23 protein-coding genes are annotated in these 24,314 nt (G+C 72.0%); 11 read left to right on the plus strand and 12 right to left on the minus strand.

Annotation, left to right across the window (positions count from 1 at the left end; all coding sequences use genetic code 11):
- Positions 1-214: 214 nt before the first annotated feature.
- Complete coding sequence (locus ACFC96_RS40095) at positions 215-1,693, plus strand: esterase (protein ID WP_376617250.1); 1,479 nt, start codon at positions 215-217, stop codon at positions 1,691-1,693.
- A 244-nt stretch (positions 1,694-1,937) separates the two neighbouring features.
- Complete coding sequence (locus tag ACFC96_RS40100) at positions 1,938-2,984, plus strand: tetratricopeptide repeat protein (RefSeq protein ID WP_376617251.1); 1,047 nt, start codon at positions 1,938-1,940, stop codon at positions 2,982-2,984.
- A gap of 9 nt (positions 2,985-2,993) precedes the next feature.
- Here the strand turns inward: ACFC96_RS40100 and ACFC96_RS40105 are convergent, their stop codons facing one another.
- The 4 genes from ACFC96_RS40105 to ACFC96_RS40120 form a co-directional block, all read right to left on the minus strand.
- Complete coding sequence (locus tag ACFC96_RS40105; RefSeq protein WP_376253911.1) at positions 2,994-3,380, minus strand: PPOX class F420-dependent oxidoreductase; 387 nt, start codon at positions 3,378-3,380, stop codon at positions 2,994-2,996.
- A gap of 273 nt (positions 3,381-3,653) precedes the next feature.
- Positions 3,654-3,830 (minus strand): hypothetical protein, encoded by a 177-nt coding sequence (locus ACFC96_RS40110; RefSeq protein WP_340456921.1) that lies wholly within the window; start codon positions 3,828-3,830, stop codon positions 3,654-3,656.
- A 375-nt stretch (positions 3,831-4,205) separates the two neighbouring features.
- Entirely contained in the window at positions 4,206-6,290 is a 2,085-nt protein-coding gene (gene ligA, locus ACFC96_RS40115) for an NAD-dependent DNA ligase LigA (protein ID WP_376617253.1), read from the minus strand.
- Between the two features lie 72 nt (positions 6,291-6,362).
- Positions 6,363-6,842, minus strand: a complete 480-nt coding sequence (locus ACFC96_RS40120; RefSeq protein WP_340456957.1) for a DUF4188 domain-containing protein — start codon at positions 6,840-6,842, stop codon at positions 6,363-6,365.
- Between the two features lie 88 nt (positions 6,843-6,930).
- Here ACFC96_RS40120 and ACFC96_RS40125 point away from each other — a divergent pair, with 88 nt between their 5' ends.
- Positions 6,931-7,572, plus strand: a complete 642-nt coding sequence (locus ACFC96_RS40125; RefSeq protein WP_376617255.1) for a MerR family transcriptional regulator — start codon at positions 6,931-6,933, stop codon at positions 7,570-7,572.
- A 60-nt stretch (positions 7,573-7,632) separates the two neighbouring features.
- On the opposite strand, the gene ACFC96_RS40130 is transcribed toward ACFC96_RS40125, so the two are convergent.
- Positions 7,633-8,232: a TetR family transcriptional regulator gene (locus ACFC96_RS40130; RefSeq protein ID WP_340456924.1), complete on the minus strand. Its 600-nt coding sequence runs from the start codon at positions 8,230-8,232 to the stop codon at positions 7,633-7,635.
- Between the two features lie 138 nt (positions 8,233-8,370).
- On the opposite strand from ACFC96_RS40130, the gene ACFC96_RS40135 reads away from it, so the two are divergent.
- Positions 8,371-9,873 carry an APC family permease gene (locus tag ACFC96_RS40135; RefSeq protein WP_376617257.1) on the plus strand — a complete coding sequence of 501 codons (1,503 nt, stop codon included), beginning with the start codon at positions 8,371-8,373 and terminating at the stop codon, positions 9,871-9,873.
- A gap of 3 nt (positions 9,874-9,876) precedes the next feature.
- Positions 9,877-10,740: a carbon-nitrogen hydrolase family protein gene (locus ACFC96_RS40140; RefSeq protein ID WP_376617259.1), complete on the plus strand. Its 864-nt coding sequence runs from the start codon at positions 9,877-9,879 to the stop codon at positions 10,738-10,740.
- Between the two features lie 51 nt (positions 10,741-10,791).
- Here the strand turns inward: ACFC96_RS40140 and ACFC96_RS40145 are convergent, their stop codons facing one another.
- The gene (locus ACFC96_RS40145) at positions 10,792-11,565 is read right to left on the minus strand and encodes a sulfite exporter TauE/SafE family protein (protein WP_376617261.1); all 774 of its coding nucleotides are present in this window, start codon (positions 11,563-11,565) and stop codon (positions 10,792-10,794) included.
- 42 nt (positions 11,566-11,607) lie between these two features.
- Positions 11,608-12,408: a GntR family transcriptional regulator gene (locus ACFC96_RS40150; RefSeq protein ID WP_376253925.1), complete on the minus strand. Its 801-nt coding sequence runs from the start codon at positions 12,406-12,408 to the stop codon at positions 11,608-11,610.
- Between the two features lie 374 nt (positions 12,409-12,782).
- Here ACFC96_RS40150 and ACFC96_RS40155 point away from each other — a divergent pair, with 374 nt between their 5' ends.
- Positions 12,783-14,042: a hypothetical protein gene (locus ACFC96_RS40155; protein WP_376617263.1), complete on the plus strand. Its 1,260-nt coding sequence runs from the start codon at positions 12,783-12,785 to the stop codon at positions 14,040-14,042.
- Positions 14,043-14,090: 48 nt separating this feature from the next.
- On the opposite strand, the gene ACFC96_RS40160 is transcribed toward ACFC96_RS40155, so the two are convergent.
- Both ACFC96_RS40160 and ACFC96_RS40165 read right to left on the minus strand, forming a co-directional pair.
- Complete coding sequence (locus ACFC96_RS40160) at positions 14,091-15,122, minus strand: hypothetical protein (RefSeq protein WP_376617265.1); 1,032 nt, start codon at positions 15,120-15,122, stop codon at positions 14,091-14,093.
- Between the two features lie 102 nt (positions 15,123-15,224).
- On the minus strand, positions 15,225-16,136 hold the full coding sequence (locus ACFC96_RS40165; protein ID WP_340456959.1) for a D-2-hydroxyacid dehydrogenase family protein: 912 nt from the start codon (positions 16,134-16,136) through the stop codon (positions 15,225-15,227).
- A 143-nt stretch (positions 16,137-16,279) separates the two neighbouring features.
- Between ACFC96_RS40165 and ACFC96_RS40170 the strand changes: the two genes are divergently transcribed.
- A complete protein-coding gene (locus ACFC96_RS40170; RefSeq protein ID WP_376617266.1) occupies positions 16,280-17,101 on the plus strand; it encodes an endo alpha-1,4 polygalactosaminidase in 822 nt (273 codons plus the stop codon).
- On the opposite strand, the gene ACFC96_RS40175 is transcribed toward ACFC96_RS40170, so the two are convergent.
- From ACFC96_RS40175 to ACFC96_RS40185, 3 genes are all read right to left on the minus strand, one after another.
- Entirely contained in the window at positions 17,080-17,880 is an 801-nt protein-coding gene (locus tag ACFC96_RS40175) for a 4'-phosphopantetheinyl transferase family protein (protein WP_376253936.1), read from the minus strand. The genes ACFC96_RS40170 and ACFC96_RS40175 overlap by 22 nt on opposite strands.
- A 51-nt stretch (positions 17,881-17,931) precedes the next feature.
- Positions 17,932-18,636 (minus strand): ribonuclease H, encoded by a 705-nt coding sequence (locus ACFC96_RS40180; protein WP_376617268.1) that lies wholly within the window; start codon positions 18,634-18,636, stop codon positions 17,932-17,934.
- Between the two features lie 71 nt (positions 18,637-18,707).
- Positions 18,708-19,310, minus strand: coding sequence for a TetR/AcrR family transcriptional regulator (locus tag ACFC96_RS40185; protein ID WP_227299200.1), 603 nt, complete (start codon positions 19,308-19,310; stop codon positions 18,708-18,710).
- A 136-nt stretch (positions 19,311-19,446) separates the two neighbouring features.
- Between ACFC96_RS40185 and ACFC96_RS40190 the strand changes: the two genes are divergently transcribed.
- From ACFC96_RS40190 to ACFC96_RS40205, 4 genes are all read left to right on the plus strand, one after another.
- On the plus strand, positions 19,447-20,868 hold the full coding sequence (locus tag ACFC96_RS40190) for a cytosine permease (protein ID WP_340456937.1): 1,422 nt from the start codon (positions 19,447-19,449) through the stop codon (positions 20,866-20,868).
- A gap of 42 nt (positions 20,869-20,910) precedes the next feature.
- Entirely contained in the window at positions 20,911-22,569 is a 1,659-nt protein-coding gene (locus ACFC96_RS40195; RefSeq protein WP_376617270.1) for an amidohydrolase, read from the plus strand.
- Between the two features lie 96 nt (positions 22,570-22,665).
- The gene (locus tag ACFC96_RS40200; protein WP_376253946.1) at positions 22,666-23,862 is read left to right on the plus strand and encodes a hypothetical protein; all 1,197 of its coding nucleotides are present in this window, start codon (positions 22,666-22,668) and stop codon (positions 23,860-23,862) included.
- A gap of 108 nt (positions 23,863-23,970) precedes the next feature.
- Positions 23,971-24,153 (plus strand): hemerythrin domain-containing protein, encoded by a 183-nt coding sequence (locus tag ACFC96_RS40205; RefSeq protein ID WP_376617272.1) that lies wholly within the window; start codon positions 23,971-23,973, stop codon positions 24,151-24,153.
- Positions 24,154-24,314 lie beyond the last annotated feature (161 nt).

Here is a 24,314-nt window from a genome sequence, read left to right on the forward strand (position 1 = left end):
CACAAACAATCAACTGGTGTGGCAGTTAGGCGACATGTGCCCCAATTCGCCGCGATCATCCGCCCGTTGACCTCCGGGTTGCCGGTGAACCCCGGGCGAACTCCCGTACAACCCTTGCTCCTCATGCGCTGTCGAACAGGGCGCCGGACAAGGAACGGGCCCTTTCCGGACATCCCCCGCGCTGCCCGGTCGTCCTTCTCGTCAGGAGCCGCTCATGCGCAAGAACCGTTCCGCCGCCCTGGCGGCGGCGTCATTCCTCCTTCTGTCCGGTGCGGCCATCGCCACCGCGCCCTCCGCCTACGCCGGAACACCCGGAGGCACGCACGCCGACGACCGCAACAGCGATTTCAACGGAGACGGTTACGAGGACGTCCTGATCGGCGCACCTGGCGCCACCGTCAGCGGGAAGAAGGGCGCCGGCCTGGTCACCGTGCAGTACGGATCGTCGAGGGGCATCGGGACCACCCACGTCGCCCGCTTCAGCCAGTCGACCTCCGGTGTGGCCGGCGCCGCCGAGACCGGTGACGCGTTCGGGAAGGCCGTGGCCACGGGCGACCTGGACGGGGACGGCTACGACGACGCGATCGTCGGCATCCCCGGCGAGGACATCGGCACGACCACGGACGCGGGCGGTGTGGCCGTCCTCTGGGGTTCCGAGGCCGGCCTCACCGGTGCCGCCAGCGACTGGCTGGAGACACAGGAACCCGCCGCCGGGGAGAAGTTCGGCACGGGCGTCACGGCGGCGCACTTCACGAACGACACGCCGGGCGACGTCCTCGCCGTCCTCGACCGGGACGACCTGGAGCTCTTCGCCTACGGCTCCGCACCGCAGCCCGCGTCGAAGGCACCGCTGGAGCGCCGCTCCACGAACCGCCTGTCCGGATCGGCCGACGAACGCGACATCGTGCCCATGTCACTGACCACCGGGGACTACGACAACAACGGCTTCGCGGACCTCGTCGTCTCGGGCGTGACGGCGGGCTCCGAGCCAGGACACGGCTGGTCGTCGTACCTGTCCGGACACGCCGACGGCCTCACCTACGAACGCGATCTGCGCGGCGGTCCCGTGGCCGCGTCGGGCGACATCGACGGCGACGGATACGACGACCTCGTGACCGGTGAGCCCAACTCCCCCGACGACGGCGGAGCTTCGATGACCGGCGGCCTTGTGGGCGTACGCCCGGGCGGCCCCGACGGGCCCTCGTCCGACGTGCGGTGGTGGACGCAGGACTCCCCGGGCGTGCCCGGCACCGCCGAGCGCGGCGACGGCTGGGGCACGGACCTGTCCGTCGCGGACACGAACGGGGACGGGTACGCCGACGTGGCGGTCGGCGCGGCCGGCGAGGACATCGGCACGGTCGCCGACGCGGGCGCCGTGTGGGTGCTGCGCGGTGCGTCCTCGGGCCTGACCGCGACCGGGGCGCAGTCCTGGGACCAGAACTCGGCGAACGTGCCGGGCGTGCCGGAGAAGGGCGACAAGTGGGGCGGCCAGGTCCGCCTCACCGACCCGAACCGCGACGGCCGCTTCGGCCTGCTCGCGGCGGCACCGGGCGAGAACACGAACGACGGCGTGGTCTGGGTGTTCTCGGCGGGCTCCGGCGGCGTCACCGCCTCCGGCTCGTGGACGTACGGCGCGGGCTCACTCGGCGCTCCGTCCGCGGACGCGCTGTTCGGCGCAGCCGTCGACGAGTAGCGCCGTCGACGCGCAGGACCGCCAGGAGGGCCACCCGAACCAGGCCGCCCGCCTCTCCACCCCCTCGGAGACGGGCGGCCTTCCCCACTTCCCGTACGTCCATCTGATGACCGGCCGACGCCAGGTAGCACTCAAGGCGTACGGCACAACACATACGTGGACGGATCCGCCGGGACCCTCGCCGCTCGTACGTTCTTGATCGGAACGCAGCGGCACGACGGGACCGGCGAAGGGACACGGCTACATGTACGGCAAGGCATTCGCCCCTGAATATCAGGGCGAGTTGCGCACGGCCCTCGGGGTGAACTCCTCCTACGAGGATGTGCGCGCGGCAGCGGACCGGTCCCTCGAAACGGCGGCGGGCCCCTTGGAGCGGGCGCGCGCCGCCCTGGCGCTCGCCGAGGCGAACCGACGGCTCGGCAGGGTCCGCGAGGCGGGCGAGGCGTGGCGCGGCAGCTATCGCGACGCGCGCACCGCCGGGCACGCGGGAGCGATGGCCTGGGCGCTGTGGAGCGGCGGCACGCTGGCCCGCCAGTGCGGCTCGCTGCGTCTGGCGCGGCGGCTCCTCGGACACGCCGTCACCCTCGCCGCCGGAAGCGACGACCGGCTCGCCCACGGCTACGCGCTCGCGGGCCTGGCGGAGACGGGCCGCATCCAGGGCGACTACCCGGCCGTCGCCGCCCTCCACGAGGAGCTGCTCGCACAGGGCCGGGCGCACGGCGAACCCCGGCACATGGTCTGGGCGATGTCCGGCATCGCCCAGATGCATCGCAACACCGGCGACCACGCCAAGGCCCTGGAACTCTTCGAGGAGTCGGTCAGGGTGGCCACGGAGGCGGACGACGCACGGGGCCGCGCCTGGTCGCTGCGCGGCGTGGCCGATGTGCTGTCCCTGCGGGGCGAAACCGACCGGGCACTGGCCCTGCTCTCCGAGGCCGAGGGCATCTGCCAGGCGATGGATCTGGCGAGCGCGCTCGCGTACAACCGCAAGATGCGCGCCAACGTCCTTTACCGGGACGGGCGTTACGAGGCGGCCCGGGACACCTACGCCTCGACACTCGCGGAGTTCCGCGCTCTGCACGAACCGCGCGGCGCGGCGCTGTGCCGGCTCGGCCTGGTCAAGTCGCGCTCCCGGCTCGGCCGCGGGCGACGCGCCACGCTCGCCGAACTCGACGTTCTCGAGGCCGACTTCACACGGATCGGGCTGCGGCACGCGCGGGAGATGGTGGTCGCGTTCCGTACGGAGACCACTCGGGGCGCCGTCCGGTCCGAGCGCCGTGAGGCGGCCTGACCGCCGCGCTCAGTCCGCGAGTGTGATGCGGATGCCCACCGTGCCGTCGAGGCCGCGGCGCAGACGGCTGCCGAACAGCGTCAGCCTGCCGAGCAGGCCGTACTTGCTGCGGATCAGGTCGCGATAGCGGGCGGTGTCCTGGGGGGAGCAGATCTCCGCGGTGGCGGGCGACTGATCGCCGGTCGGGTTCCCGCGGGCGTCGCACGGCCCCACCAGGACGTCCGCGCGCTTGCGGATCCGCTTCACCTTCCACGAGTCGGCGGCTGTCCAGGCACCGAGCGCGGCCCCGTCCCGGATCACCCAGACGGGGGTGGCCACCGGGCTGCCGTTCTTCCGGAAGCTCGTGACCAGCAGATACTTTCCGGCGCCGAGCCGCGCGAGCCGCGTGTCGTCCATGCCTCGAGTCTACGGCGCCCGGGCGGGCGACTGTCGGGGTCCCGTCACGTCCGCCACCGAAGGTGTGAACGTTGCACCATTTTGTGAAGAAGGTGAGGGCTTTCTCTGCATGACGGTGATCCGCACCCCCGAGCCCACCCGGGCCCGCCACGATGATCACGCCGCGTGCCTCCTCCATGGCATCCAGATCGGGGTGCGCAGGGCCAGGAGACTCCAGGAGCGCCGATGCCTTCGGCGCTCCTGGAGTCGTGCGGCACTCCCGCGGCCGGGGCGTCAGCGCAGGGCCGCGGCCAGGAAAGTGCTGAGCGACAGGGAAAGCCCCACGATCGCCATCACGAGGGTGCCGTACTCACGCCAGGCCCGGCGCCGGTGCCCCACCTGAGGCCGGTACCCACCGCCGTGCGGGCCTTCGGGATCGATGGGGACCTGCTGTCCGTGCGACTGGATCACGCAGGATCAACTCCCTTGCCGGGCAGCACGATGCGCCCGAGATCAGCCACGCAGCAGACCTCCATGGCGGATTCGCGCCCTCCGCGGCACCCACAGGGAGATGGCCATGACCGACGGTGGGCCGCCCAGCGGGGAGCAGAGTGGTGGTGGGCCGTACGGATTGCCCCGGCCCGGACCGGTCGGCGCCTTCCCGCCATTGTTTCCGGGGCCGTGGTCCGCTCCTCATCCCCCGATGCCATCTGCTCTTCCCGCAGGGCATCTGACGGCCCTTGTCCCCCTGCGGCGTATGGTCGAGCGCCTCGTCGGCGGAGCCGTCCGGAGCGCCGTTCGTGCCGGGAGAGTCATCTGCGCAGCCTCTCCACGGACGGCGTCGGATCACTCCAGGAGGTCCGCGACGAGTTCGGCGAACTCGTCCGGTGCGGCGAGGCGGATGCCCAGGTCCTCGGCCTTGGCCCGCTTGGAACCCGCGCCCTCGCCGGCGACGACGAGCGAGGTGCGCTTGGAGACGCTTGAGGAGGACTTGCCGCCGGCCCGCTCGATGAGTTCGTTCATCTGGTTGCGGCTGAGCTTCTCCAGGGGGCCGGTCATGGCTCCCGTGACGACGACGGTCATACCGTCCAGCGGGCCCGCGGCGGCCGGTTCGCCCGCTCCGTCCGTCTCGGCGTCCGGGGCGGGCGGGGTGGCTCCAGGTTCCGTCATGTTCACCCCCGCCGCGGCCAGCCGGTCGATGAGCGGGGCGAGTTCGGCCAGCTCGGCGACGATCACCGGGGCTTTCTCCGCGCCGATGCCCTCGACCCGCTGCATCGCCTCGGCGTCCGCGGCGCGGATGAGGTCCATCGTGGCGAAGTGGCGGGCGATACGGCGGGACATGGACCGCCCGGTGCCCCGCACGCCGAGCGCGCACAGGACCCGGGACAACGGCTGGGCCTTGGCGGCCTCGATCGCGGCGAGGAGGTTGTCCGTGCTGGTCTCCCCCATCCGGTCGAGCGCCAGGAGCCCGTCACGGGTGAGGGCGAACAGGTCGGCGAGGTCGGCGACGAGGCCCGCCTCGACCAGCTGGACGACGCGGGTGGCGCCGAGGCCCTCGATGTCGAGCTGGTCGCGGCCCGCCGCGTAGGAGAGCGAGGCCACCAGGTGGCAGTTCCGGCCGCGTTCGCAGCGCCAGCGCTGCTCACTCGTGTCGATGCCCGAGCCGCACTGCGGGCACACGTCGGGGAACGCGATCGGCCGTTCGTCGCCGGTGCGCAGGTGGGCGACGGGCGCCTCGATGCGGGGGATGATGTCGCCCGCCTTGTAGACCATCACGTGGTCTCCGAGCCGCAGGTCGCGCCGGGTGATGTCGGCCGGATTGTGCAGCGTGGCGTACGTGACCGTGCTGCCGTCGATGTCGACGGGTTCGAGGACGGCACGCGGGGCGATGACGCCCGTACGGCCGACGTTCCACTCGACGTCGAGGAGGCGGGTGATCTTCTCGACGGCCGGCAGCTTGAAGGCGATGGCCCAGCGCGGGGCGCGCGTGCCCGAGCCGGCGGCCTCCTGGTCGGCCGCGAGGTCCGCCTTGACGACGATCCCGTCGATGCCGAAGGGCAGCTCGGCGCGCAGGCCCGCGATGTGTTCGACCCGCGCGAGCACCTCCCCGACGGTGTCGACGGTGAGTCCCGAGACGGCCGTCGTGGCCGGTGTGTTGACGCCGAGCGTGGCCGCGCGGTCCATCAGTTCACCGTGGGCCAGGGAGCGCAGTGCCTCGGTGTGCTCGGCCGACGTGCCGGGCAGGGGCAGCAGGCCGTACGCGAAGAACGTCATCGGCACGGTGTAGGCGCGCTCCTTGGCCCTGAGCGTGCCCGCGGCGGCGTTCCTCGGGTTGGCGAAGGGGGCGCCGCCGTGCTCCGTACGCACCTCGTTCGCGTGCTCGAACTGGCCGATCGTCATGAGGACTTCGCCTCGCACCTCGACCGTGTGCGGCTCGGTGAGGCGGTCGGGCAGGCCCTCGATGGTGCCGATCGCGTGCGAGACGTCCTCCCCGGCCGTCCCGTCGCCCCTGGTGATCAGCCGCGTGAGGCGCCCCTCGTGATAGCGCGCGGCGATGGCCAGGCCGTCCAGCTTGGGCTGGACGTTCCACCGGGTCACCTCGTGGCCGATCCGGCGGGCCACCGACGCGGTCCAGGTGGTGAACTGCTCTCCGTCGAAGACGTTGTCCAGGCTCAGCATCGGGACCGTGTGCGGCACGTCCCCCTCGACGGCGCCGCCCCCGACCTTGCCGGTCGGCGAGTGCGGCAGCACCTCGTCGGGGTGGTCCGCCTCGTACGCGGCAACCGCCCGCACGAGCCTGTCGTACGCGTCGTCGTCGAGGGCGGACGTCCCGCCCGTGTAGTAGGCGCCCGCCGCCAAGGACGCGTCCGTGACGGCCTGGGCGTAGGCAGCGGCATCGGCCAGGACGAACTCACCAGAAGTCGTTGTCATGCTGCCATCGTGCCTGGTGGCACTGACAATCGACCGGAGGCGACGGCGGCGCCCGGGATCAGGGGATCCCGTTCACGCCCGCAGCCGGTCCCGCGCCTGCACCCCGTCCCCGAGGCCCGCCACCCCGAACGCCTTGCCGAGGCCTTCGGCCGGCATGTCGCCGTAGATCGTCTCGTAGGAGCCCTCGGGCACGACGTACGTCTCGTGCCAGATCCCGACGTTCGTGCCGCCCTTGCGTGCGTACCGGTTCATCCGCGCCCACCACGGGTGATGGCGCTTGTCCGGGGCCGCGGCGTAGGCGAGCAGTTTCTCCTTCGACTCCCAGTACTGGACCACCATGTAGGTCCGCGGCGAGGCCGTGAGCAGGATGTGATGCAGGAGGCCGAGGGAGCGGTCGCGGTTCAGCTCCTTGAGCATCAGGGGCATCGCGACGAAGACAGGCAGCCAGCGGTGGACCGCCCAGAAGTGGTTGATGCGCATGCCGATCAGGAAGACCACCACCTCCCCCTGCGCTCCCGCGGTCATCCGTCCGGAATACGTCTTCGCACCCATGTCGCCCCCGATTCGGCCGAGTTGGAGAGTGCCGCTACCCATACACCCGTGCTTGGATAGTGGCACTGTCCAAGAAGGGGTGCAAGAGATGCGGCTCGCGGAACTCAGCGAACTGAGCGGGGTCTCCATCCCCACCATCAAGTACTACCTTCGGGAGCAACTCCTGCCTCCTGGACGGCGCATGACGGCCACTCAGGCCGAGTACGACGACTCCCACCTGCGCCGTCTGCGTCTCGTGCGGGCACTGATCCAGGTGGGCCGAGTGCCGGTGGCGACCGCTCGCGAGGTGCTCGCGGCCGTGGACGACGACTCACTGGGCCGCACGATCCGCATGGGGGCGGCCCTGTGGGCGTTGCCGCAGCCACCCGAGGCACCCGAGGACGACCCGGCCACGGTCGAGGCGACCTCGGCCGTCGACCGGCTCCTCGTGGAGCTCGGCTGGGACACCGCGCGCGAGATCGGCACCCACTCCCCCTCGTACCGCACGCTCGTCACGACGGTGGCCACACTCAACCGTCTCGGCTACATCTGCGGAACTCCCGAACTCACCCCGTACGCACGGCACATGGAGCGCGTCGCCGAGCACGACATCGACCGGCTCGACACCTTCCCCGAGGAGGTGGAGAAGGTCGAGGCCGCGGTCGCGGCGGCGGTCCTGTACGAGCCGGTCCTGCTCATGCTGCGCAGGCTCGCCCAGGAGGAGCACTCGGCGCGCCGGTTCGGACTGTGAGGGCCGCGAGAACTGCGAAGGTCACGAGGACGGTGGCCCCGCGCGTCCGCGCGCGCCACCTCACACCGACGGGTCGAACCCTGTAGCCATCCGGGCGTACGCGTGCAGCATGGCGATCACCTCGGCGCGGGTGCGGCGCCCCGCGAGCACCTCCATCTGGAAGCCGTCCTCCATCGCCACGAACCCGGCGGCCAGCTGCCCCGCGGGCTCGGCGAGCACGAAGTGCCCCTGCGCTTCACCGAGAACCAACGTGGCGTAGTACACCGCGATTTGACGCTCCGTCAGTGTGGCGTCGAGGGCCGCCGCCCGGGGGTCGCGCAGGCTGCGCGGCCAGTACTCGAAGAGCAGCCGGGGCAGCAGGTCGTCCGGCCCGTCGGCGACGCCGTGCTCGACGCAGGCCCGCAGCCGGTCCCGGGCGTCCGGGAACTTCTCGGCGCTCTCCTCGCGCTCGCGGCTGAAGCGCTCGATGGCCCGCTGGAACGTCTCGTACATCAGCTCGTCGAGGTCGTCGTAGTAGTAGAGCACCGCCGCCGACGTGACCCCGGCCTCCTCGGCGACATCGCGCAGCCGCAGGCCTTCGAGGCCTCGGCTGTGCAGGGCGCGCAGCGTGGCCTGGTGCAGTTGCGCCCGCCGCGCCTCCTGGTCCTTGCGCCGTCCCACGACCGCCTCCGTCCGATCCGGGTCCCACCCGATTCACTGATGCTGGGGTAAAGATACCGAACCCGCTCTTGACAGGTCTCATGGCTCATTCGTTAAATCTGCGTTTAATGAAACGTCGCCGCCGACCAGAAGGCCGCCGTGAACCCTGATCCCCCTCAGACACTCGCCCCCGCCACCACGTCCCCGCCCCCCTCCAAAGGCCTGCGGAGCGGGTCCGTCGGACTGCTCGCCTCCGTGGCGCTCGGCCTGTCGTCGGTCGCCCCCGCCTACAGCATCGCCGTGACCCTCGGCTTCGTGACGGTGGCCGTCGGACACCTCGCGCCCGCCGCGCTCCTCCTCGGATTCGTGCCGATCCTGCTGACGGCGTTCGCCTTCCGCGAGCTCAACAAGGAGATGCCGGACTGCGGAACCACCTTCGTGTGGACGACGCGCGCCTTCGGCCCCTCGTCCGGCTGGCTCCTGGGCGGCTGGGTCACCCAGTTCGCCACGGTGACGGCCATGGCCGCGCTCTCCCAGGTGGGCGCCGGATACCTCCTCGGGCTCCTCGGCCTCGACTCACTGGCCTCCGACGAGACCGCGGTCGCCGTCACCGCGGCGCTGCTCATCGGGGCCATCACCGTCATCGCGTACCGCGGCCTCCAGCTCGCCGCGGTCGTCCAGTACGTCCTCCTCGGGCTCCAACTCCTCGCCCTCTTCGGCTTCGGCGCCGCCGCGCTCGCCCGGCACGGGGCACTCACGCCCTCGCTCGCGTGGTTCGACCCGTTCGGCTTCGACAGCTTCGGCGCGTTCACCAAGGCGGTCCTGCTCTGCCTCTACATCTACTGGGGCTGGGACGCGCTGCTCACCGTCAACGAAGAGACCCGCGACAGCGAACGCACTCCCGGAAGGGCCGCGCTCATCTCGACGCTCGTCCTCCTGGTCACGTATCTGTTCACGGCGGTCGCCGCGATCAGCTTCGCGGGCACGGGCACCTCGGGCCTGGGACTCGGTAACGCCGGCAACGCGGCCGACGTCCTGTCCGTTCTCGGGCCACCCGTCCTCGGCTCGGCACTCGCCAAGGGCGTCCAGCTCGCCGTCTGCGTCTCCGCGATCTCCGCGCTGCTCACCTGCGTCGTCGGCAGCTCGCGGGCCACGCTGTCGATGAGCGTCCACGGCGCTCTGCCCCCGGCGTTCGCCCGTGTCCACCCGCGCCATCGCACACCGTCGTTCGGCACCGTCTTCATGGGCACGGCCGCCGCGGTGCTCCTCGCGGCCCTGACCTGGCTCTCGCCCGCCTTCCTCGGCGACGCGATCCTCTCCATCGGCCTGCTCATCGCGCTCTACTACGGCGTCACCGGCCTGGCCTGCGCCTGGCTGTTCCGTGGACAGCTGCGCCGGTCCTGGCGCGACGCACTCCTCAAGGGTGTGCTGCCGCTCGCCGGCGGGCTGGTGATGCTCGCCGCGTTCGTCCGCAGCGCGATCGACATGACCGAGCCCTCGTACGGCTCCACCTCACTGTTCGGCGTCGGCGGCGTACTCCTGATGGGCGTCGGCTCCGTCCTGCTCGGCCTGGTCGTGATGCTGGCGCTGCGCCACCGCTTCCGCCCCTTCTTCCGCGACGGCCGCACGGCCGTCATCCGCCTGACCGTCACCGAGGACTGATCCATGCGCACCCTCAGCATCGCCGCCGTACAGACCGCTCCCGTCCCCTTCGATCCCGAGGCCACCTGGGCGCTGTTCGCCGACCGGGTCCGCGCGGCCCGCGCCATGCTTCCGCACGTCCAGCTCGTCGTGGTTCCCGAGCTGATGCTGTCCGCGGAAGCGCCGCTGTTCGACGCCCGCGAGGACTGGATGGACAAGGCGGCCGTCACCGTCCCCGGGCCGCTCACCGACCGCCTCTGCGACCTGGCCCGCGAGACGGGCCTGTGGCTGATACCCGGCAGCGTCTACGAGCGCGCCGACGACGGCACCGTCTACAACACCGCCCTCGCGGTCTCCCCGCAGGGCGAGATCGTCGCGCGCTACCGCAAGGTCTTCCCCTGGCAGCCCTACGAAACGACGGCGCCCGGCAGCGAGTTCGTCGTCTTCGACATGCCGGGCATCGGCAGGATCGGCCTGGCGATCTGCTACGACGGCTCGTTCCCCGAGACCGCGCGCCAGCTCGCCTGGCTGGGCGCAGAAGTGATCGTCCAGCCCACCCTCACCACCACCAGGGACCGCGACATGGAGATCGTCTGCGCCCGCGCCAACGCCTGGACGAACCAGGTGTACGTGGTGAACGTCAACGCCTCCGACCCCGCCGCCGTCGGCAACAGCGTCATCGTCGATCCCGAGGGCACGGTCCGCCAGCAGGCGGGCCCCGGCCAGGAACTCCTGGCGGACGTCCTCGATCTGGACGCCGTCACCCGCGTCCGCGCGTTCGGCTCCTCGGGCCTCAACCGGCCCTGGGCCCAGCTGGAGAGGTACGGCTCCAGCATCCGACTGCCGATGTACGGCGGCACGTTCCAGCCGCGGCCCGAGCGCGGCTGAGCTCCTCGCCCCGGGCCCGCCCTTCGGCCACCGAAGGAGCGGGCCCGGACTTCAGGAGTGGAAGGCGAGGTACGGAGCCAGCGCCAGGAGTGTTGCTACGAGGGCGTACTTGAGCCGGCGCGCGGGCACGGCGTGGGCGATCTTCCAGCCCACGATCACGCCGACCAGCTCCGGGACTCCGACCAGCGCGGCGAGCACCCAGTCGACGGAACCGTGCAGCACGTACCCGACCGTGCCGATCGCCGCGATCACCACGGACTGCGCCTGCGCCGCGGCCAGCGCGGACAGCACCGGCAGCCCGCAGACGACCAGGAGGGGCACGCTCAGCATCGGACCGCCGAGGCCGAAGAGCCCGGCCACGACGGCGACCGCGAAGCCCACCAGGGCGACCAGCGTTCGCGGCACATTCACCGGCTCGCTCCCCGCGACCGGCGTACGGCGCTCGCGCAGCCACACCAGGACACCCGTCACCGTGACGGCACCCGCGAGCAGCATTCCGAACCCCCGCCCCGAGACGAGGGTGTTGAGCAGGACACCGAGAGGCGTGCCGACGAGCGCGGCCACGGCGAGGACCGTCGCCGTGCGCCGCGTCGCCGCGTCCCGCAGCTGTCCCGACCGGGTGTACGCGGCCGTGCCGAGCGCGCCGGTCGCCACATGGGTGGCGATGGCGGTCCCGGCGACGCCGGCCGGGGAGAGCCCCGTCAGCAGGAACATCCCGATCGTGGGCAGCACACCGCCGGGCCCCACCGCGGTGATCCCGATGCCTCCCGCGAGTCCGAACAGGGCGAGGAGCAAAAGAGTGAGGACGTCGAGGTCCATGGGCATGGGGGTGTCTCCAGAAGAGGGCCGTGCGTGCGGGGACTTCGGTCAGGCGCGGGGCGGTACGGGGCCCCGGTGGACCAGGGCCTGCAGGGCGAACCGGTCGGCGCGCACCCGCAGGGTCTCCGCGTCGACGGGGCGGCCGTCGGCCAGACAGGTGAGGCGGTCGATCGCGAACAGGGCTGCGCCCGCGGGGATTTCGAGCAGCCGCGCGGTGTCCGGTTCGGCGGTGACGGCGTGCACCGTGACCTCCGCGCTGCCGAGGCGGTGTCCCGTCGTCTCCTCGATGAGGTCGAAGACGTCCCGGTGGGCCAGGTCGCGGTCGAGCAGGGGCCGGCCGATGTCGGGGGCGAGCCAGGTCGAGTCGACGGAGAGGGGACGGCCGTCCAGGCTCCGCAGGCGCTCCAGGTACACGGCCCCCGACCCGTCGGGGAGCCGCAGCCGTTCGGTGACCGCGTGCGGCGCGTGGGGCACGATCCGGGCCGCGCGCACCTCGTTGGTCACGGTGCCGTAGTCGACGAGCGTCTCCGCGAGGCCGGTGAGGCGTTCGAGACCGTGCCCGTATTTCGCCGTCACGATCCGGGTGCCGATGCCGCGCCTTCGGATGATCAGCCCCTCGTCGCCCAGCAGAGCGAGGGCTTCCCTGATGACATTGCGGGTGGCGCCGAGCGCACGGCCGAGCTCGCGTTCGTCGGGCAGCGTCCCGTGCGCGTAGACACCGGACGTGATCTGCTGACGAAGCGTGTCGGCGACCCGCCGCGCCCGCTCGGCCCGGGGTGGGGTACCGCCGGGGTGCGGGGGCCGGCCCTGCCGCGGGGATTGTTCGTCACGCTGGGGGTGGTTCGCCACCGTTCGTCACCTGCTTTCCGGGCCCGAAGCTACCCCACCACCCGCACCTGCCGTGTCACGCCGGCGTTACGCCACCCATCGTGACCTGCGAAAACCGTTGAGCTGCGGCTTTGTGGTCGGACTTCCGGGTTTCGCCGGGCCGCGCACGTACCCCTCGTGCCGGATTCCGCTCGCGTGCTCTGGGGCTCGCTGCTCGAAGGTGCGGGCCGGGCGGGCCGATGTTCCGGTGACCAGCATCATGTTGGGGCTTCTCCGACTGGTGTCGCTGCGCTCCGACTCGACAACAGCCGGCTCTTCGCCAGGCATGCTGTCGCACCTCCTCGGCGCGCTCCCCCGCCCACGGCGGCAGCCCCACCGGCCGCTACTCTGCCCGGATGCGCGATGGGGGAAGCGGCGACAGCGCCATGAGCGAGAACGACGACAAGAGGCATGCCGAGTACGGTGACGCGACACCGGCGAGCGGTGCCGGTGCCACCGCGGTGCGGCGGCTGGCCGGCCGGTTGCGTGCTCACCGGCTGTTGTCGTCGGCGGTGGCGGTCGCCGTCGTCGCGGCGGTCGCCGTGCCGCTGGTCCTCGCCGGATCCGGTGCCGACGCCCGGCCGTGCACCCCGGTGTCCGACGCGACGCGCGCCCTCGCGGGCGATCCCGCCGCCGCCACCGAGGCACTGGACCCCGGTGACCGCCTGGACCGTTTCGGTGGCGCGAAGCGGCTTCTCGCACACGACGGGTTCTGCGGGGACGGGGCTCGCGCTCTCGGCCGGGTCATCGACGCGGGCACGCGCGCGTCCGGCCCCGGAAAGCCGCACACCATGGCGCAGGCCCGCAGCGCCTACGCCGTGGCCGCGGCGCTCAGCGGCCGTGAAGTCCCGGCGGCCCTCGCTCCCTCGGTGGCGCGGATGCTCGCCGAGTACGAGGTGGACGCCCTCCGCGACGACGGCTTCGAGGGCTTCGGCAGCGACGACGTGACGGGACCCGCCGTCCCCGCTGCCGAAGCCGCCCTCGACGACCACGGCTGGGTCCGGCTGGGCCGCTTCCTCTCCCCCGGCGAGGCGCACGCCACCTTCGAGTACGGCGACCGGTACGCGGACGTGACCGCGGACATCCCCGCTCTGGTCGCCGAACTCGCCAAGAACCCGGAGGCGTTCGCCGTCCTCTACGACGCGCACCGTGCCCAGCTCGCGCACTATCTGGAGCGGCTGACCCGCCAGGGCGGCGACCCCGCGTACCGGCCGGGCGACAGGTACGCAACCCCTACGACCTGGACCGACAACGACCTCCAGGACCTGGCCGAACACATCGGCACCCTCATGGCCCTGCGCTCCGGCTACGCGAAGGACGGCACGGTCCAGGACGTCGCGGCGTTCGACAGGTCGGTGCGCGAGCACAGCCGCGGCACCTTCCGACCGGTGTCGCATCACCTCACGACCCGACCACCGATGGGCGACATCGCCGACCGGCCCACGTCGGGGCCTCTGCGCGGCGACGTGATGGACGGCCGGCGCCAGATGTTCACCGTGCTCGACCGGTGGGCCACGCAGCGCGGCGTCCCGGCCGAACGCGCCGCCGCCATGCGGCAGCTGATGGACGACTCCTACGTACGCGCCCTGTGGATGATCCACGTCGAGCGCTTCTGACATGCCGCGACGCGGCACTGTCGCTCAGAAGCGCCGAGGCGCCGTCCCTCAGAAGAACCGCAGTCCGGAGCAGCCGCGCCGCCGCACCTGGTCCTCGGCGAACTCCTCGAGCAGACGCCGCCGGTCCGCCCTGCCGACGCCGGGAGTGTCCTTCGTCGCGTCGAGCGCAAAATTGGCCGCCTCGCCGTCGCAGCGGGCCGTGGCGGTCAGGGGCCGTCGTTCGCCGTTGTCGTCCGATGCCGTGAGGCGGTTGCTCCAGTCCCCGTACCAGGCGCCGAAGGTCATGCCGGCCTGGTAGCTGTCGTCCGTGCGCAGAGAGCAGGTGCCCGTGGGAGCCGTGTCGTTCGTCTCCGCCACGAGACGCCACCCCGCGTCCTTCGCGAGACCCGCTCGGGCCACCCAGTCACACCCGGTGCCTTCCGCCTTCGCCGGGGACACGGTTCGCTGCCATCGCTCTTCGGTGTCGAACCCGGCCGCCTTGCGCGGCATCTTGAGGGGACGCGCGCCGCAACCGAGCTTCTTCGAGGCCGCGTTGGCGAGGGCAATTGCCGTCCGGTACACGGCTCCGGGGGCGTTCTTCTCCTCGTCCCTGGACACCCCGACGCGGACCAGCATCTTCCGGGGCCTGCCCTCGGCGTCCTTGCCCAGCGTAGGGCACGGCGTCACGATCCGGATGCCTCCGTAGCCGTCGACGATCCCGGGCAGCCCGCCCGACAGCACGGCCTGCTGCCCGAAGCCGCCCTCGTTGAAAGCCCTCTTGAACTCCCGGTCCTGGTCGTCGCGGCCGGTGTACGCAGACATGGCGACCAGCGTCACGCCCTCGGTGTGGTCCCCGTCGTAGGCGAGGCTGCACCGGTAGAAGCCGAGTTCCGGAACCCGGCGCGTCTCCTCCTTCGTGAACCGCGCGTCGTCTGGTGTGAGTTGACCGACGGAGTCACGGGGCAGCACACCGTCGCAGGCGCGTCCGACGAGCCACCAGTCCTGTGCATACGGCTCGGCGATGTAGCCCCCCAGGCCGAGGACTGCCGCGGCCGCCACCGCCACCTTGATCCAGCGCCGCATCGTCCCTGCCCCCGTCACCACCGAAAACCGTCCGGCCCCCGTGGCCTTTCGCGTCCCGCCGGACCCTACCCGGCCCGGCCGGTCGCTCCGTGCCCCGGCCCGGGCCCTCCCTCTCCCGGCTCAGGCGGTCAGCGTGCGCACCGGGCTCCCCGCGAGGAACGCCTCGATGTCCTCGACGGCGCCCTCGAAGTAGCCCTCGTAGTTTCGGCGGGTCACATAGCCGAGGTGCGGCAGGCCCAGGAAGTTCGGCGCGGTGCGCAGCGGGTGGTCGGCCGGCAGCGGTTCCGTCTCGAAGACATCGGCGCCGGCGCCCGCGATCCAGCCGTCGTGCAGGGCACGTACCAGGGCGTCCTGGTCGACGATCGCGGCGCGCGAGGTGTTGACCAGGTAGGCGGTGGAGCGCATGCGCTTGATCTCGTCCGCGCCGATCAGGCCTCGGGTGCGGTCGCTGAGCACGAGGTGGACGGAGACGAAGTCGCTGCTCTCCACAAGCTGCTCCTTGGAGGGCGCGAGGGTGACACCGGCCGCGGCCGCACGCTCTTCGGTGAGGTTCTCGCTCCACGCGGCCACCTCCATGCCGAAGGCCTGGCCGACGCGGGCGACCTTGGTGCCGATCTTCCCGAGCCCGAGGAGGCCGAGGCGGCGTCCGTGCAGGTCGGCGCCGAGGGTGCTCTGCCAGGGGCCCGCGTCGCGCAGGGCGTTGCTCTCGCGCACCACGTTCCGGGCGAGGCCGAGGATGATCGCCCACGTCAGCTCGACGGGCGGCTCGGAGTTGCTGGCGGTGCCGCACACCGTGACGCCGTGCCGGGCCGCTGCGGCCAGGTCGATGGAGGCGTTGCGCATTCCCGAGGTGATGAGGAGACGCAGCTGCGGAAGTCGGGCGAAGAGGGTGTCCGTGAAGGGCGTGCGCTCCCTCATCGCGACCACGATCTCGCAGTCGCCGACCGCCGCGACGACGGCGTCCTCGGTCGGCAAGTGGCGCTGGAGGGAGCGGACTTCGACGTCCGTCCCCACTCTGGTCCAGTCCGCCATGGACAAGGCCACGCCTTGATAGTCGTCGAGCACGGCGCAGCGCAGTCTGGTCAACGCAACTCCCCTGAAAGGTCCGGTACCGGAAACACTAATGGCTCCCCCAGGCGGCCGCGTGACGGCCTCGGCCGGTGATCAAATGGAGCATGGCGTCACGCGACACGAACATACTCATGCCCGTCCTGATCACCGCCCTGCTGTCCTGGCTCGTCACCGGATGCGCGTCCGGCGGCGGCAGGGGCGAAGGTACAGGGGACGGCTGGAGTCCGCCGCCCCGGCACGCGGGCTTCGACTACCAGATCGGTGGCGCCCATCCGCCCGCGAAGGACGTCCGCGTCGTGAGCCGCGACCGGACGGCGCGGCCCGCCCTCGGCCTGTACAACATCTGTTACGTCAACGCCTTCCAGGCGCAGCCCGACGAACGGGACGCCTGGCCCGGCGACTTGCTGCTGCGTGACAGGAACGGTCGGGTCGTCGTCGACCGGGACTGGGACGAGCCGCTCCTCGACATCGGCACGGCGAAGAAGCGCGAGCGCGTGGCGGCGCGCGTCGGCCCCTGGATCGACGGCTGCGCCGACCATGGCTTCGACGCGCTCGAGCCGGACAACTACGACAGTTACACGCGCTCGAAGGGCCTGCTGAGCGCGCGGGACGCGAAGGCGTTCATGTCGTTGCTGGTGAAGCGCGGACACCGGGCCGGGCTCGCCGTCGGCCAGAAGAACACCGCCGAACTGGCCTCCGACAGCCATCAGTTGGGGGTCGACTTCGCCGTCGCCGAGGAATGCGGCGCCTATGACGAGTGCGGTGTGTACGCGAAGGCCTTCGACGACCGGGTCGTGGTGATCGAGTACACCGACGCCGGCCTGCGCAAGGCGTGCCGCGCCTTCGGAAGGCGATTGGACATCGTCCGAAGGGACCACGACGTGACGACTCCCGGCAGCGAAGGTTATGTGCGGCGCACCTGTTGAGGGATGAGCGGGTACGCGTCAGGCAGGATGCGCAGGACCGGCGGCGCGGTGTCCCGCAGGGCGATCGCGGCGGCGTGTGTGCCGCGCAGCGGTCCGAGGTCGAGGGAGCGCAGGGACCAGCCGGAAGGGTGGACGGCGTCGTGGCGTGGACGGTCACCCACGTAGTCGGCGTCGAGGGCGCGGCCCAGGCCGACGCCGACGCCCTTGAGGTAGGCCTCCTTGCGGGACCACACCCGGCAGAAGGCCGCGGCGTGTGCCTGCGTCGGGAGCGCGGCGAGATCGGCGCGTTCCGCCGGGTGCAGCATCTCCACCAGGTCACCCACGGCCTTGGGGTCCGGCACTCGCTCGGCGTCCACCCCCACCGGGCTTGCCGCCACGCCGATCAGGACGAGCCCCTCACAGTGCGAGAGGGAGAAGTGCAGCTGCGGGTGGGGGCCGGGCAGGGCCGGGCGTCCGTGCGGGCCGCCGCACCGCGGGCACGCCTCGCGGGTGAACCGGACACTCCCCGGCGAGGTCCCCAGACAGGCGCCGAGGAGCCGACGCAGGGAGATGTGTGCGGCCAGGTACAGGCCGCGGTCCGAGCTCCGCCTGAAGGCGGCCGCCCGGGCCCGCTCGTCCGCGTCGAGAGCGGAGTCGTCGAGTGGGGGCTGCGGTTCTCCGGGCCACGGGGTCCGGAGCAGCCACAGGGACGGGCGGCCGTCCCAGGGACCCGGTGTCGCCGGAGCCGCGGGCTCGGGGCCGAGGTCCGGCCCCGGCGCGACGTCCGGGGCCGGGGTCACGCCGACCCCGTCGTCGTCACGCGGTCCACCGGCCCCGACAGCCCGCCCGGGTCACTCCGCGGCGCCCGCGCCCGTGCGGCATTCCGGATGGCCCCAGCCCTTGGGGTTCTTGGCGATGGGCTCGCCGGCCGCGTAGGGACGGCCACAGACGCAGCGGCCGGGGAACTTGGCGTTGAGCGTGCGGGTCGAGGCCGTCTTCGACCGGGCCGAGGCCGACTTGGGCTTCCTCTTCGACGGGCCGGCGACCGTGTCAGGTGACGCCGGGGGTTCCGGGGACCCGTAGACGGTGCCCGCCGGTTCCTGGACGACGGCGGCCTGGCTCGCGGCCCGGTCGGCGAAGTCGTTCAGCCGGTCGCCGTCGACCTGGTGCGCGGGGACGTAGCGGAACTCGACGGCGCGCCCTTCGAGCAGCGCGTCGATGCGGGTGACGAGCTCCTGGTTGGCGACCGGCTTGCCCGCCGCGGTCTTCCACCCGTTGCGCTTCCAGCCGGGCAGCCACGTCGTGACCGCCTTCATCGCGTACTGGGAGTCCATCCGGACCTCGAGCCGCTCGCCCGGGTCCGTGGCGGCGAGGAGTCGTTCCAGGGCGGTGAGCTCGGCGACGTTGTTCGTCGCCGTACCCAGCGCGCCCGCCTCCCAGCGGACGGGGGTCTCCCCGCCGTCGGCGATGACCCAGGCCCAGCCGGCGGGCCCTGGATTTCCTTTCGACGCCCCGTCACACGCGGCGATTACGCGATCTGCCATGACACCGATCATGCCAGTGCCGGTGAGCTGCGAACGCCACCCCCCTTCGCCCACCCCGGACACGCGCGCGCCCGCACCGGCCGTCAGGCCCGCTCCACCAGCCGTTCGGCCGCGGAGCGCGCGGTGGCGAGTACCGCGGACCGTTCCGCGCCGCGCTGGCCGATCACGATGCGGGTACTCAACCCGTCGAGCAGGGCGAGGAGTTGGGACGCGCGCTCGGCGGTGTCGAGGGGCGCGAACCGCCCCTGCCTGACGCCCCTGTCCAGAAGGGTCTCCAGGTCCTCCTGCCAGCCCCGGTCGAGCTCGTCCTGCGCCTCGCGCAGCGCTTCGTCGGTGGAGGTGCGGGCCCACAGCTCGATCCACAGCGTCCAGCGCGGGTCGCGCGGGCCGCGCGGCAGGTACAGCTCGACGAACTGGTCGAGCTTGCGCTCGGCGGTGACGCGCCGGGACAGGAGCGCCCGGCGCTGGTCGGCCAGGCCGCTCTCGCTCCAGCGCAGGGCTTCGAGGAGGAGGCGGTCCTTGCTGCCGAAGTAGTACAGGATGTGGCCGCCGCTGGTGCCCAGACGCTTGCCGAGCGCCGACATCGTGAGCGACGCGAGGCCGTCCTCGGCGATCGCCGTCATCGCCTCTTCGAGCATCCGCTCCTGGGCGACCTGCCCGTCGCGCCGTCGCGCCGTAGCCGCCACAGCCCGCCTCCCTGATCCGTGGTCCCGACGCCATGACCCTATCCGGCGATTTCCCAGAAGGGTCTTGACGTACGCGACGAGGAGGCGCATCTTGAATGCCGTTCAAGAACTTAGAACGACATTCAAGGACGGCGGGATGACACAGCAGCACACCGCGGACCCCGGACCCGTGGAGGCCGGACCGACGGTCGCCGCCACCGGTGACGAGGTCTTCCAGGTCGAGACCCACGGCATCGACCCCATCCCCGACGAGGAGCGGCACGGCGGCGCCAAGGACCTCTTCTGGCTGTGGTTCGGCTCGAACCTCACCTTCACGTACGTGATCAACGGCGCGCTCGCCGTGTCCTTCGGGCTCTCGTTCTGGGAGGCGACCGCGGCCGTCGTCATCGGCGGCCTGGCCTTCTTCGCGATCAGCGCCGCCGGACTGAGCGGAATCCGCACCGGCACCGCGACCCTGGTGATCTCCCGCGCACCCTTCGGAGTCCGCGGGAACTGGCCCGCCGGCCTGCTCAACTGGATCGTCTCGATCGGCTACACGATCGTGAACACGGTGGTCGGCGCGCTCGCCCTCGAAGCGTTCTGCGCGGACCTCGGCTGGCACGGCTCCGCCGCCCGCGCCTTCGCGCTGGCCGTCACGATGGTGCTCACCTTCGCCGTCGCCCTGTGGGGCCACGCCACCGTGCAGTTCGCCGAGCGCTGGATGGCCTACATCCTCGCCGTCGGCTTCGCCGCGCTCCTCGTGTTCCTCGTCCCGGGCGCCGACACCGGCGCTTCGACCGGCGGCGTCCCCGGCGCCTCGGGCTGGAGCCTCGCGTTCGTCGTGATGCTGGCGGGCCCCTTCTCGTACGTCCCGATGCCCGCCGACTACACCCGCTACCTGCCGCGCACCACGTCGCTGCGCTCGATCACCTGGAGCGGCGCGCTCGGCGGGCTCGTCTCCTCGGTCGCGCTCGGTGTCGCGGGTGTCGCCGCCGCCACGCAGGCCGACATGTCCGACGCGGTGGCCGGCACCGAGGGGCTGCTGCCGGGCTGGTTCCAGCCGCTCTTCCTGGCCCTGGTGCTCGGCGGCTCCGTCACGAACTCGATCATCACGCTGTACTCGTCGAGCCTGAACCTCCAGGTCCTCGGCATCCCGTGGAGCCGCTCCAAGGCGATCCTCATCAGCGCGGGCGTCACCGTGGCCGGCTCGCTCTACGCGCTGTTCCTCACGGACTTCACCGACTCGCTGCTGTCGTTCCTGTCCCTGCTGATCATCGTGTTCGCGCCGTGGGGCGGCGTCTTCCTCGCCGACATGGTGATGCGCCGCTGCCGGTACGACGCCCCCTCCCTGCACACCGGCCGCGACGGCGCGTACTGGTACCGGTCCGGCTACCACCCGGCCGGCGTCGTCGCCCTGCTCTCCGGCATCGTCTTCGCCTCGCTGACCTGCGACTCCGAGCTCTGGACCGGCCCACTGGTCGCCCCGCTCGGCGGCGCCGACCTGACCCTGCTCGGCTCGGTCGTCTCGGCCCTCGTGTACTGGGCGCTCGCCCGGCGGACCGTCGCCCCCGCCGCGTAGACCTTCCCCCGAACACCCGTATCACCAGAGGAGTTACCCCTCATGTCCCACTCCCCCGCCCCCGCCCCCGCCGACCTCGTCCTGCGCGGCGCGCACATACACACCGTCGACCCGGCCCTGCCCGAGGCGCAGGCGCTCGCCGTGCGCGACGGCAAGATCGTCTGGCTCGGTGCCGACGCGGACGCCGCGGCCTGGACGGGGCCCGGCACCGAGGTCGTCGACGCCGACGGGAAGCTCGTCCTGCCCGGCTTCATCGACGCGCACAACCACGTACGGCTCGGGTCCGACGACGCCTGTGTCCAGCTGTCCGGCGCGGACACGCTCGGCGAGATCCACGACCGGATCCGCGTGTGGCGCGCGGCGCACCCCGAAGCCGCCTGGATCGAGGCGGAGGCATTCGACTACTCGGCGATCCCCGGCGGCCGGATGCCCACCGCCGCCGACCTCGACCCGGTGACCGGCGACACCCCCGCGTTCGTCCTCAGCTACGACGTGCACACCGCGTGGCTCAACACGGCCGCGCTGCGCCGCCTCGGCATCGACAAGGACCGCACGAGCCTGCCGTTCGGCGAAGCCGCGACCGACCCCGAGACCGGGGAACCCACCGGATTCATCAAGGACTTCGCCGTCAAGGGCCTGTCACGCGACGGGCACCGCGCGCTCCAGCAGCTCGGCGTGCCGTGGGCCTGTGCCGACCGTCAGTACGGGCGCCTCGCCAAGTCGCTCGACGACGCGATCCGCTTCGGCATCACGACCGTCGTCGAACCGCAGAACTCCGTCGACGACCTCGCCCTGTTCGAGCGCGCCCGCGCCGAGGGCCGGCTCCGCTCGCGGATCGTCGCCGCGCTCTTCCACCCGCGCGGCACGACCGACGCCGACCTCGACGACTTCGCCGCCGCCGCGGAGCGCCACGCCGACGACCGGCTGCGCGTCGGACCGCTGAAGCTCTACATCGACGACGTCGTCGAGCCGCGCACCGCCGCACTCCTGGAGCCGTACACGGGGTGCGGCCACCACCGCGGCGAGACGTTCTACCCTCCGGAGGAGTTCGCGGACCTCCTCGCCAAGCTCGACGCGCGCGGCTTCCAGTGTTTCGTCCACGCGACCGGCGACCGCGGCATCCGCACGGTCCTCGACGCCGTCGAGCACGCCCGCACGGTCAACGGTGAGCGGGACGCCCGCCACCAGGTCGTCCACGTCGAATGCCTCGACCCGGCCGACACCGCGCGCTTCGCCGCGCTCGGCGTGGTCGCCTGCATGCAGCCGAGGCACTGCGCCCCCGAGGTCGCCGGCCCCGGCAAGGACTGGGCCGAGAACGTCGGCACCGACCGCTGGCACAAGGCCTGGCCCATGCGCAGCCTCCACGAGTCGGGCGCGGTCCTCGCCTTCTCCAGCGACTGGAACGTGGCCGAGATGGACCCCATGGTCGGCATCTACACGGCGGTGACCCGACGCCCGCTGGCCGGCGGCGAGCCCTGGATGCCCGGCGAGACCGTGGACGTGGAGACCGCGGTGTACGGGTACACCATGGGATCCGCGTACGCCAACTTCCTTGAGCACGAAAGGGGTTCGCTGAGCGTGGGCAAGGCCGCGGACTTCGTGGTCCTGTCCCGCGACATCCTGAGCGCCGCGCCCGAGGACATCCCGGGCACCGTGGCCGAAACCGTCGTCGTAGCCGGCAAGATCGAGCACCGCGCCTGAGAACCGCACACGAACCCGCGCACAAAAGGGTCGATTAGGAGGGATAAAGTAGCGCGTCCACTCTTCGTCCGCCCGAGACGCCTCAGGAGAACCTACGTGACCTCAGCGATCGCCCCGACCGAAGCGACCGAATCCGCCGCGACGGACGTCACCTCCGAAGAGGCCGTCCCGGCGCAGGCCGGGCCCGCCGATGCCGAGGCGAACATCTGGGTGCCGGGCGGAACTCCGGACGACGCCCCGGACGAGATGACGGGCGAGACGTCGAAGGACACGTCGGACCTCACCGGGGACGCGCGCTCGCAGGACACGTCGGAGGTCTCCGAGCAGGTCGCCGAGGACGCACGCGCCTTCGGTGTCTACGCCCGGACCGGCGGCTGGGCGTTCGCCCTCATGGTGGCGCGCAGCGTGCGTCCCGGCGGGCAGGCCGTGGGCGAGACCCCCAAGATCTCGGCCCGCCGGTTCAGCGAGCTGGCGGGCTGCTCGGCCGAGCGCGTCATGCGCTACTACAAGGCCTGGGACAAGGCCGCCGACGACGGTCTCGTGCCGCAGTTCGAGGCGCTCGCCCCGGGCCAGGACGTCGAACTCCCGGACTCCGACGTGTGGTTGTCGTACTACGCGTCGCGCTCCATCGCCGTGTCACCGCGCGGCCACGCGATCTCGGCGGCCGCCGAGGCCGAGGGCATCCGCCCGACCAAGGCCCTGGAGGTCGCCGAGAACCCGACCGCGCTGCGCGCCGCGATCCTCGCCGACCCCGGCACCGCCGAGGCGGCCAGGAAGGCCCTGATGGACCGCCTGGAGGAGGACCCCGCCCTGCGCACCGAGCTGGTCAGGGACATCGTGCGGGCGGACGACCTGAAGAAGGCCGTCGCCGCCGAGGCGAAGGCCGGCGACCGGGTCGAGTACGTGCGTCAGATCGCGGAGAACGGCCAGATCAAGACGCCGGCCGGCCAGAAGATCGAAGCACCGCGCGAACTGCGCGAGGAGGCCGAGCGCCACCTCTCCCTGATCGACGAGCTGGACGACGGCGAGGAGGCCGGTGAGTGGGCGCGTGAGGCGTACGACACCGTCCGCGAGCTCGTCACCCAGACCGTCGAGAGCGACCCCGACCTCCGGGTGAAGGAGCGCAGGGCGAAGTTCTACAACAGCCTGCAGAAGGCGACGAAGGTCTTCGAGGAGCTCACCCTCGACGACGCCGAGGACGACGTCTACGAGGACGACATGCTCAAGCGCCTCGAAGACCTCCAGCAGGCCATCGCCTCCTGCATCTCGGCGATCCAGGCGAAGGTTCTGTAGGACGGAGCACGCCGCGGGGCGCCGGACAGGCGCCCCGGAACGGCCCGGGCGAACGCGGCGTCGCGCTCGACGCCGGCCGGGGCGGTGGCGAGCGCCGCCTCGCAGCTGATGCGCGCGGAGCACGAGCGGATCACCGCACTCCTCGCACGGCTGCAGGAGACGCTCTCCGCAAACGGCGCCGGCCCCGGCCTGGTGCTCCCCGAGGTGGAGCGGCTCACGGACCAACTGGAGAGGCACCTCCTCCACGAGGAGGAGCAGCTCATCCCGCTCCTGGACGCGGCGGCGGGGTAAGCCGTCCTGCCTCACGTCCCGTCACGACATGGCCTCGTGCCACGAGACCGGTGACGACAAGGCCTCCTGCCACGAGACCGGTGACGACAAGGCCTCCTGCCGCAGCCAGGTCACGACAACGCCGGCCCCTCCCGGCCGCAACCCGGTCACGACAAGGCCCT

Origin of the sequence: Streptomyces sp. NPDC055955 (assembly GCF_042270245.1) — a bacterium.
Lineage (GTDB): Bacteria > Actinomycetota > Actinomycetes > Streptomycetales > Streptomycetaceae > Streptomyces.

Coding starts and splice junctions, on each gene's coding strand:
- ACFC96_RS40095 (WP_376617250.1), top strand. CDS start 215: ATGCGCAAGAACCGTTCCGCCGCCCTGGCGGCGGCGTCATTCCTCCTT.
- ACFC96_RS40100 (WP_376617251.1), top strand. CDS start 1,938: ATGTACGGCAAGGCATTCGCCCCTGAATATCAGGGCGAGTTGCGCACG.
- ACFC96_RS40105 (WP_376253911.1), bottom strand. CDS start 3,380: ATGGACGACACGCGGCTCGCGCGGCTCGGCGCCGGAAAGTATCTGCTG.
- ligA (WP_376617253.1), bottom strand. CDS start 6,290: ATGACAACGACTTCTGGTGAGTTCGTCCTGGCCGATGCCGCTGCCTAC.
- ACFC96_RS40120 (WP_340456957.1), bottom strand. CDS start 6,842: ATGGGTGCGAAGACGTATTCCGGACGGATGACCGCGGGAGCGCAGGGG.
- ACFC96_RS40125 (WP_376617255.1), top strand. CDS start 6,931: ATGCGGCTCGCGGAACTCAGCGAACTGAGCGGGGTCTCCATCCCCACC.
- ACFC96_RS40140 (WP_376617259.1), top strand. CDS start 9,877: ATGCGCACCCTCAGCATCGCCGCCGTACAGACCGCTCCCGTCCCCTTC.
- ACFC96_RS40145 (WP_376617261.1), bottom strand. CDS start 11,565: ATGCCCATGGACCTCGACGTCCTCACTCTTTTGCTCCTCGCCCTGTTC.
- ACFC96_RS40155 (WP_376617263.1), top strand. CDS start 12,783: ATGCGCGATGGGGGAAGCGGCGACAGCGCCATGAGCGAGAACGACGAC.
- ACFC96_RS40165 (WP_340456959.1), bottom strand. CDS start 16,136: ATGGCGGACTGGACCAGAGTGGGGACGGACGTCGAAGTCCGCTCCCTC.
- ACFC96_RS40170 (WP_376617266.1), top strand. CDS start 16,280: ATGGCGTCACGCGACACGAACATACTCATGCCCGTCCTGATCACCGCC.
- ACFC96_RS40180 (WP_376617268.1), bottom strand. CDS start 18,636: ATGATCGGTGTCATGGCAGATCGCGTAATCGCCGCGTGTGACGGGGCG.
- ACFC96_RS40190 (WP_340456937.1), top strand. CDS start 19,447: ATGACACAGCAGCACACCGCGGACCCCGGACCCGTGGAGGCCGGACCG.
- ACFC96_RS40195 (WP_376617270.1), top strand. CDS start 20,911: ATGTCCCACTCCCCCGCCCCCGCCCCCGCCGACCTCGTCCTGCGCGGC.
- ACFC96_RS40205 (WP_376617272.1), top strand. CDS start 23,971: ATGCGCGCGGAGCACGAGCGGATCACCGCACTCCTCGCACGGCTGCAG.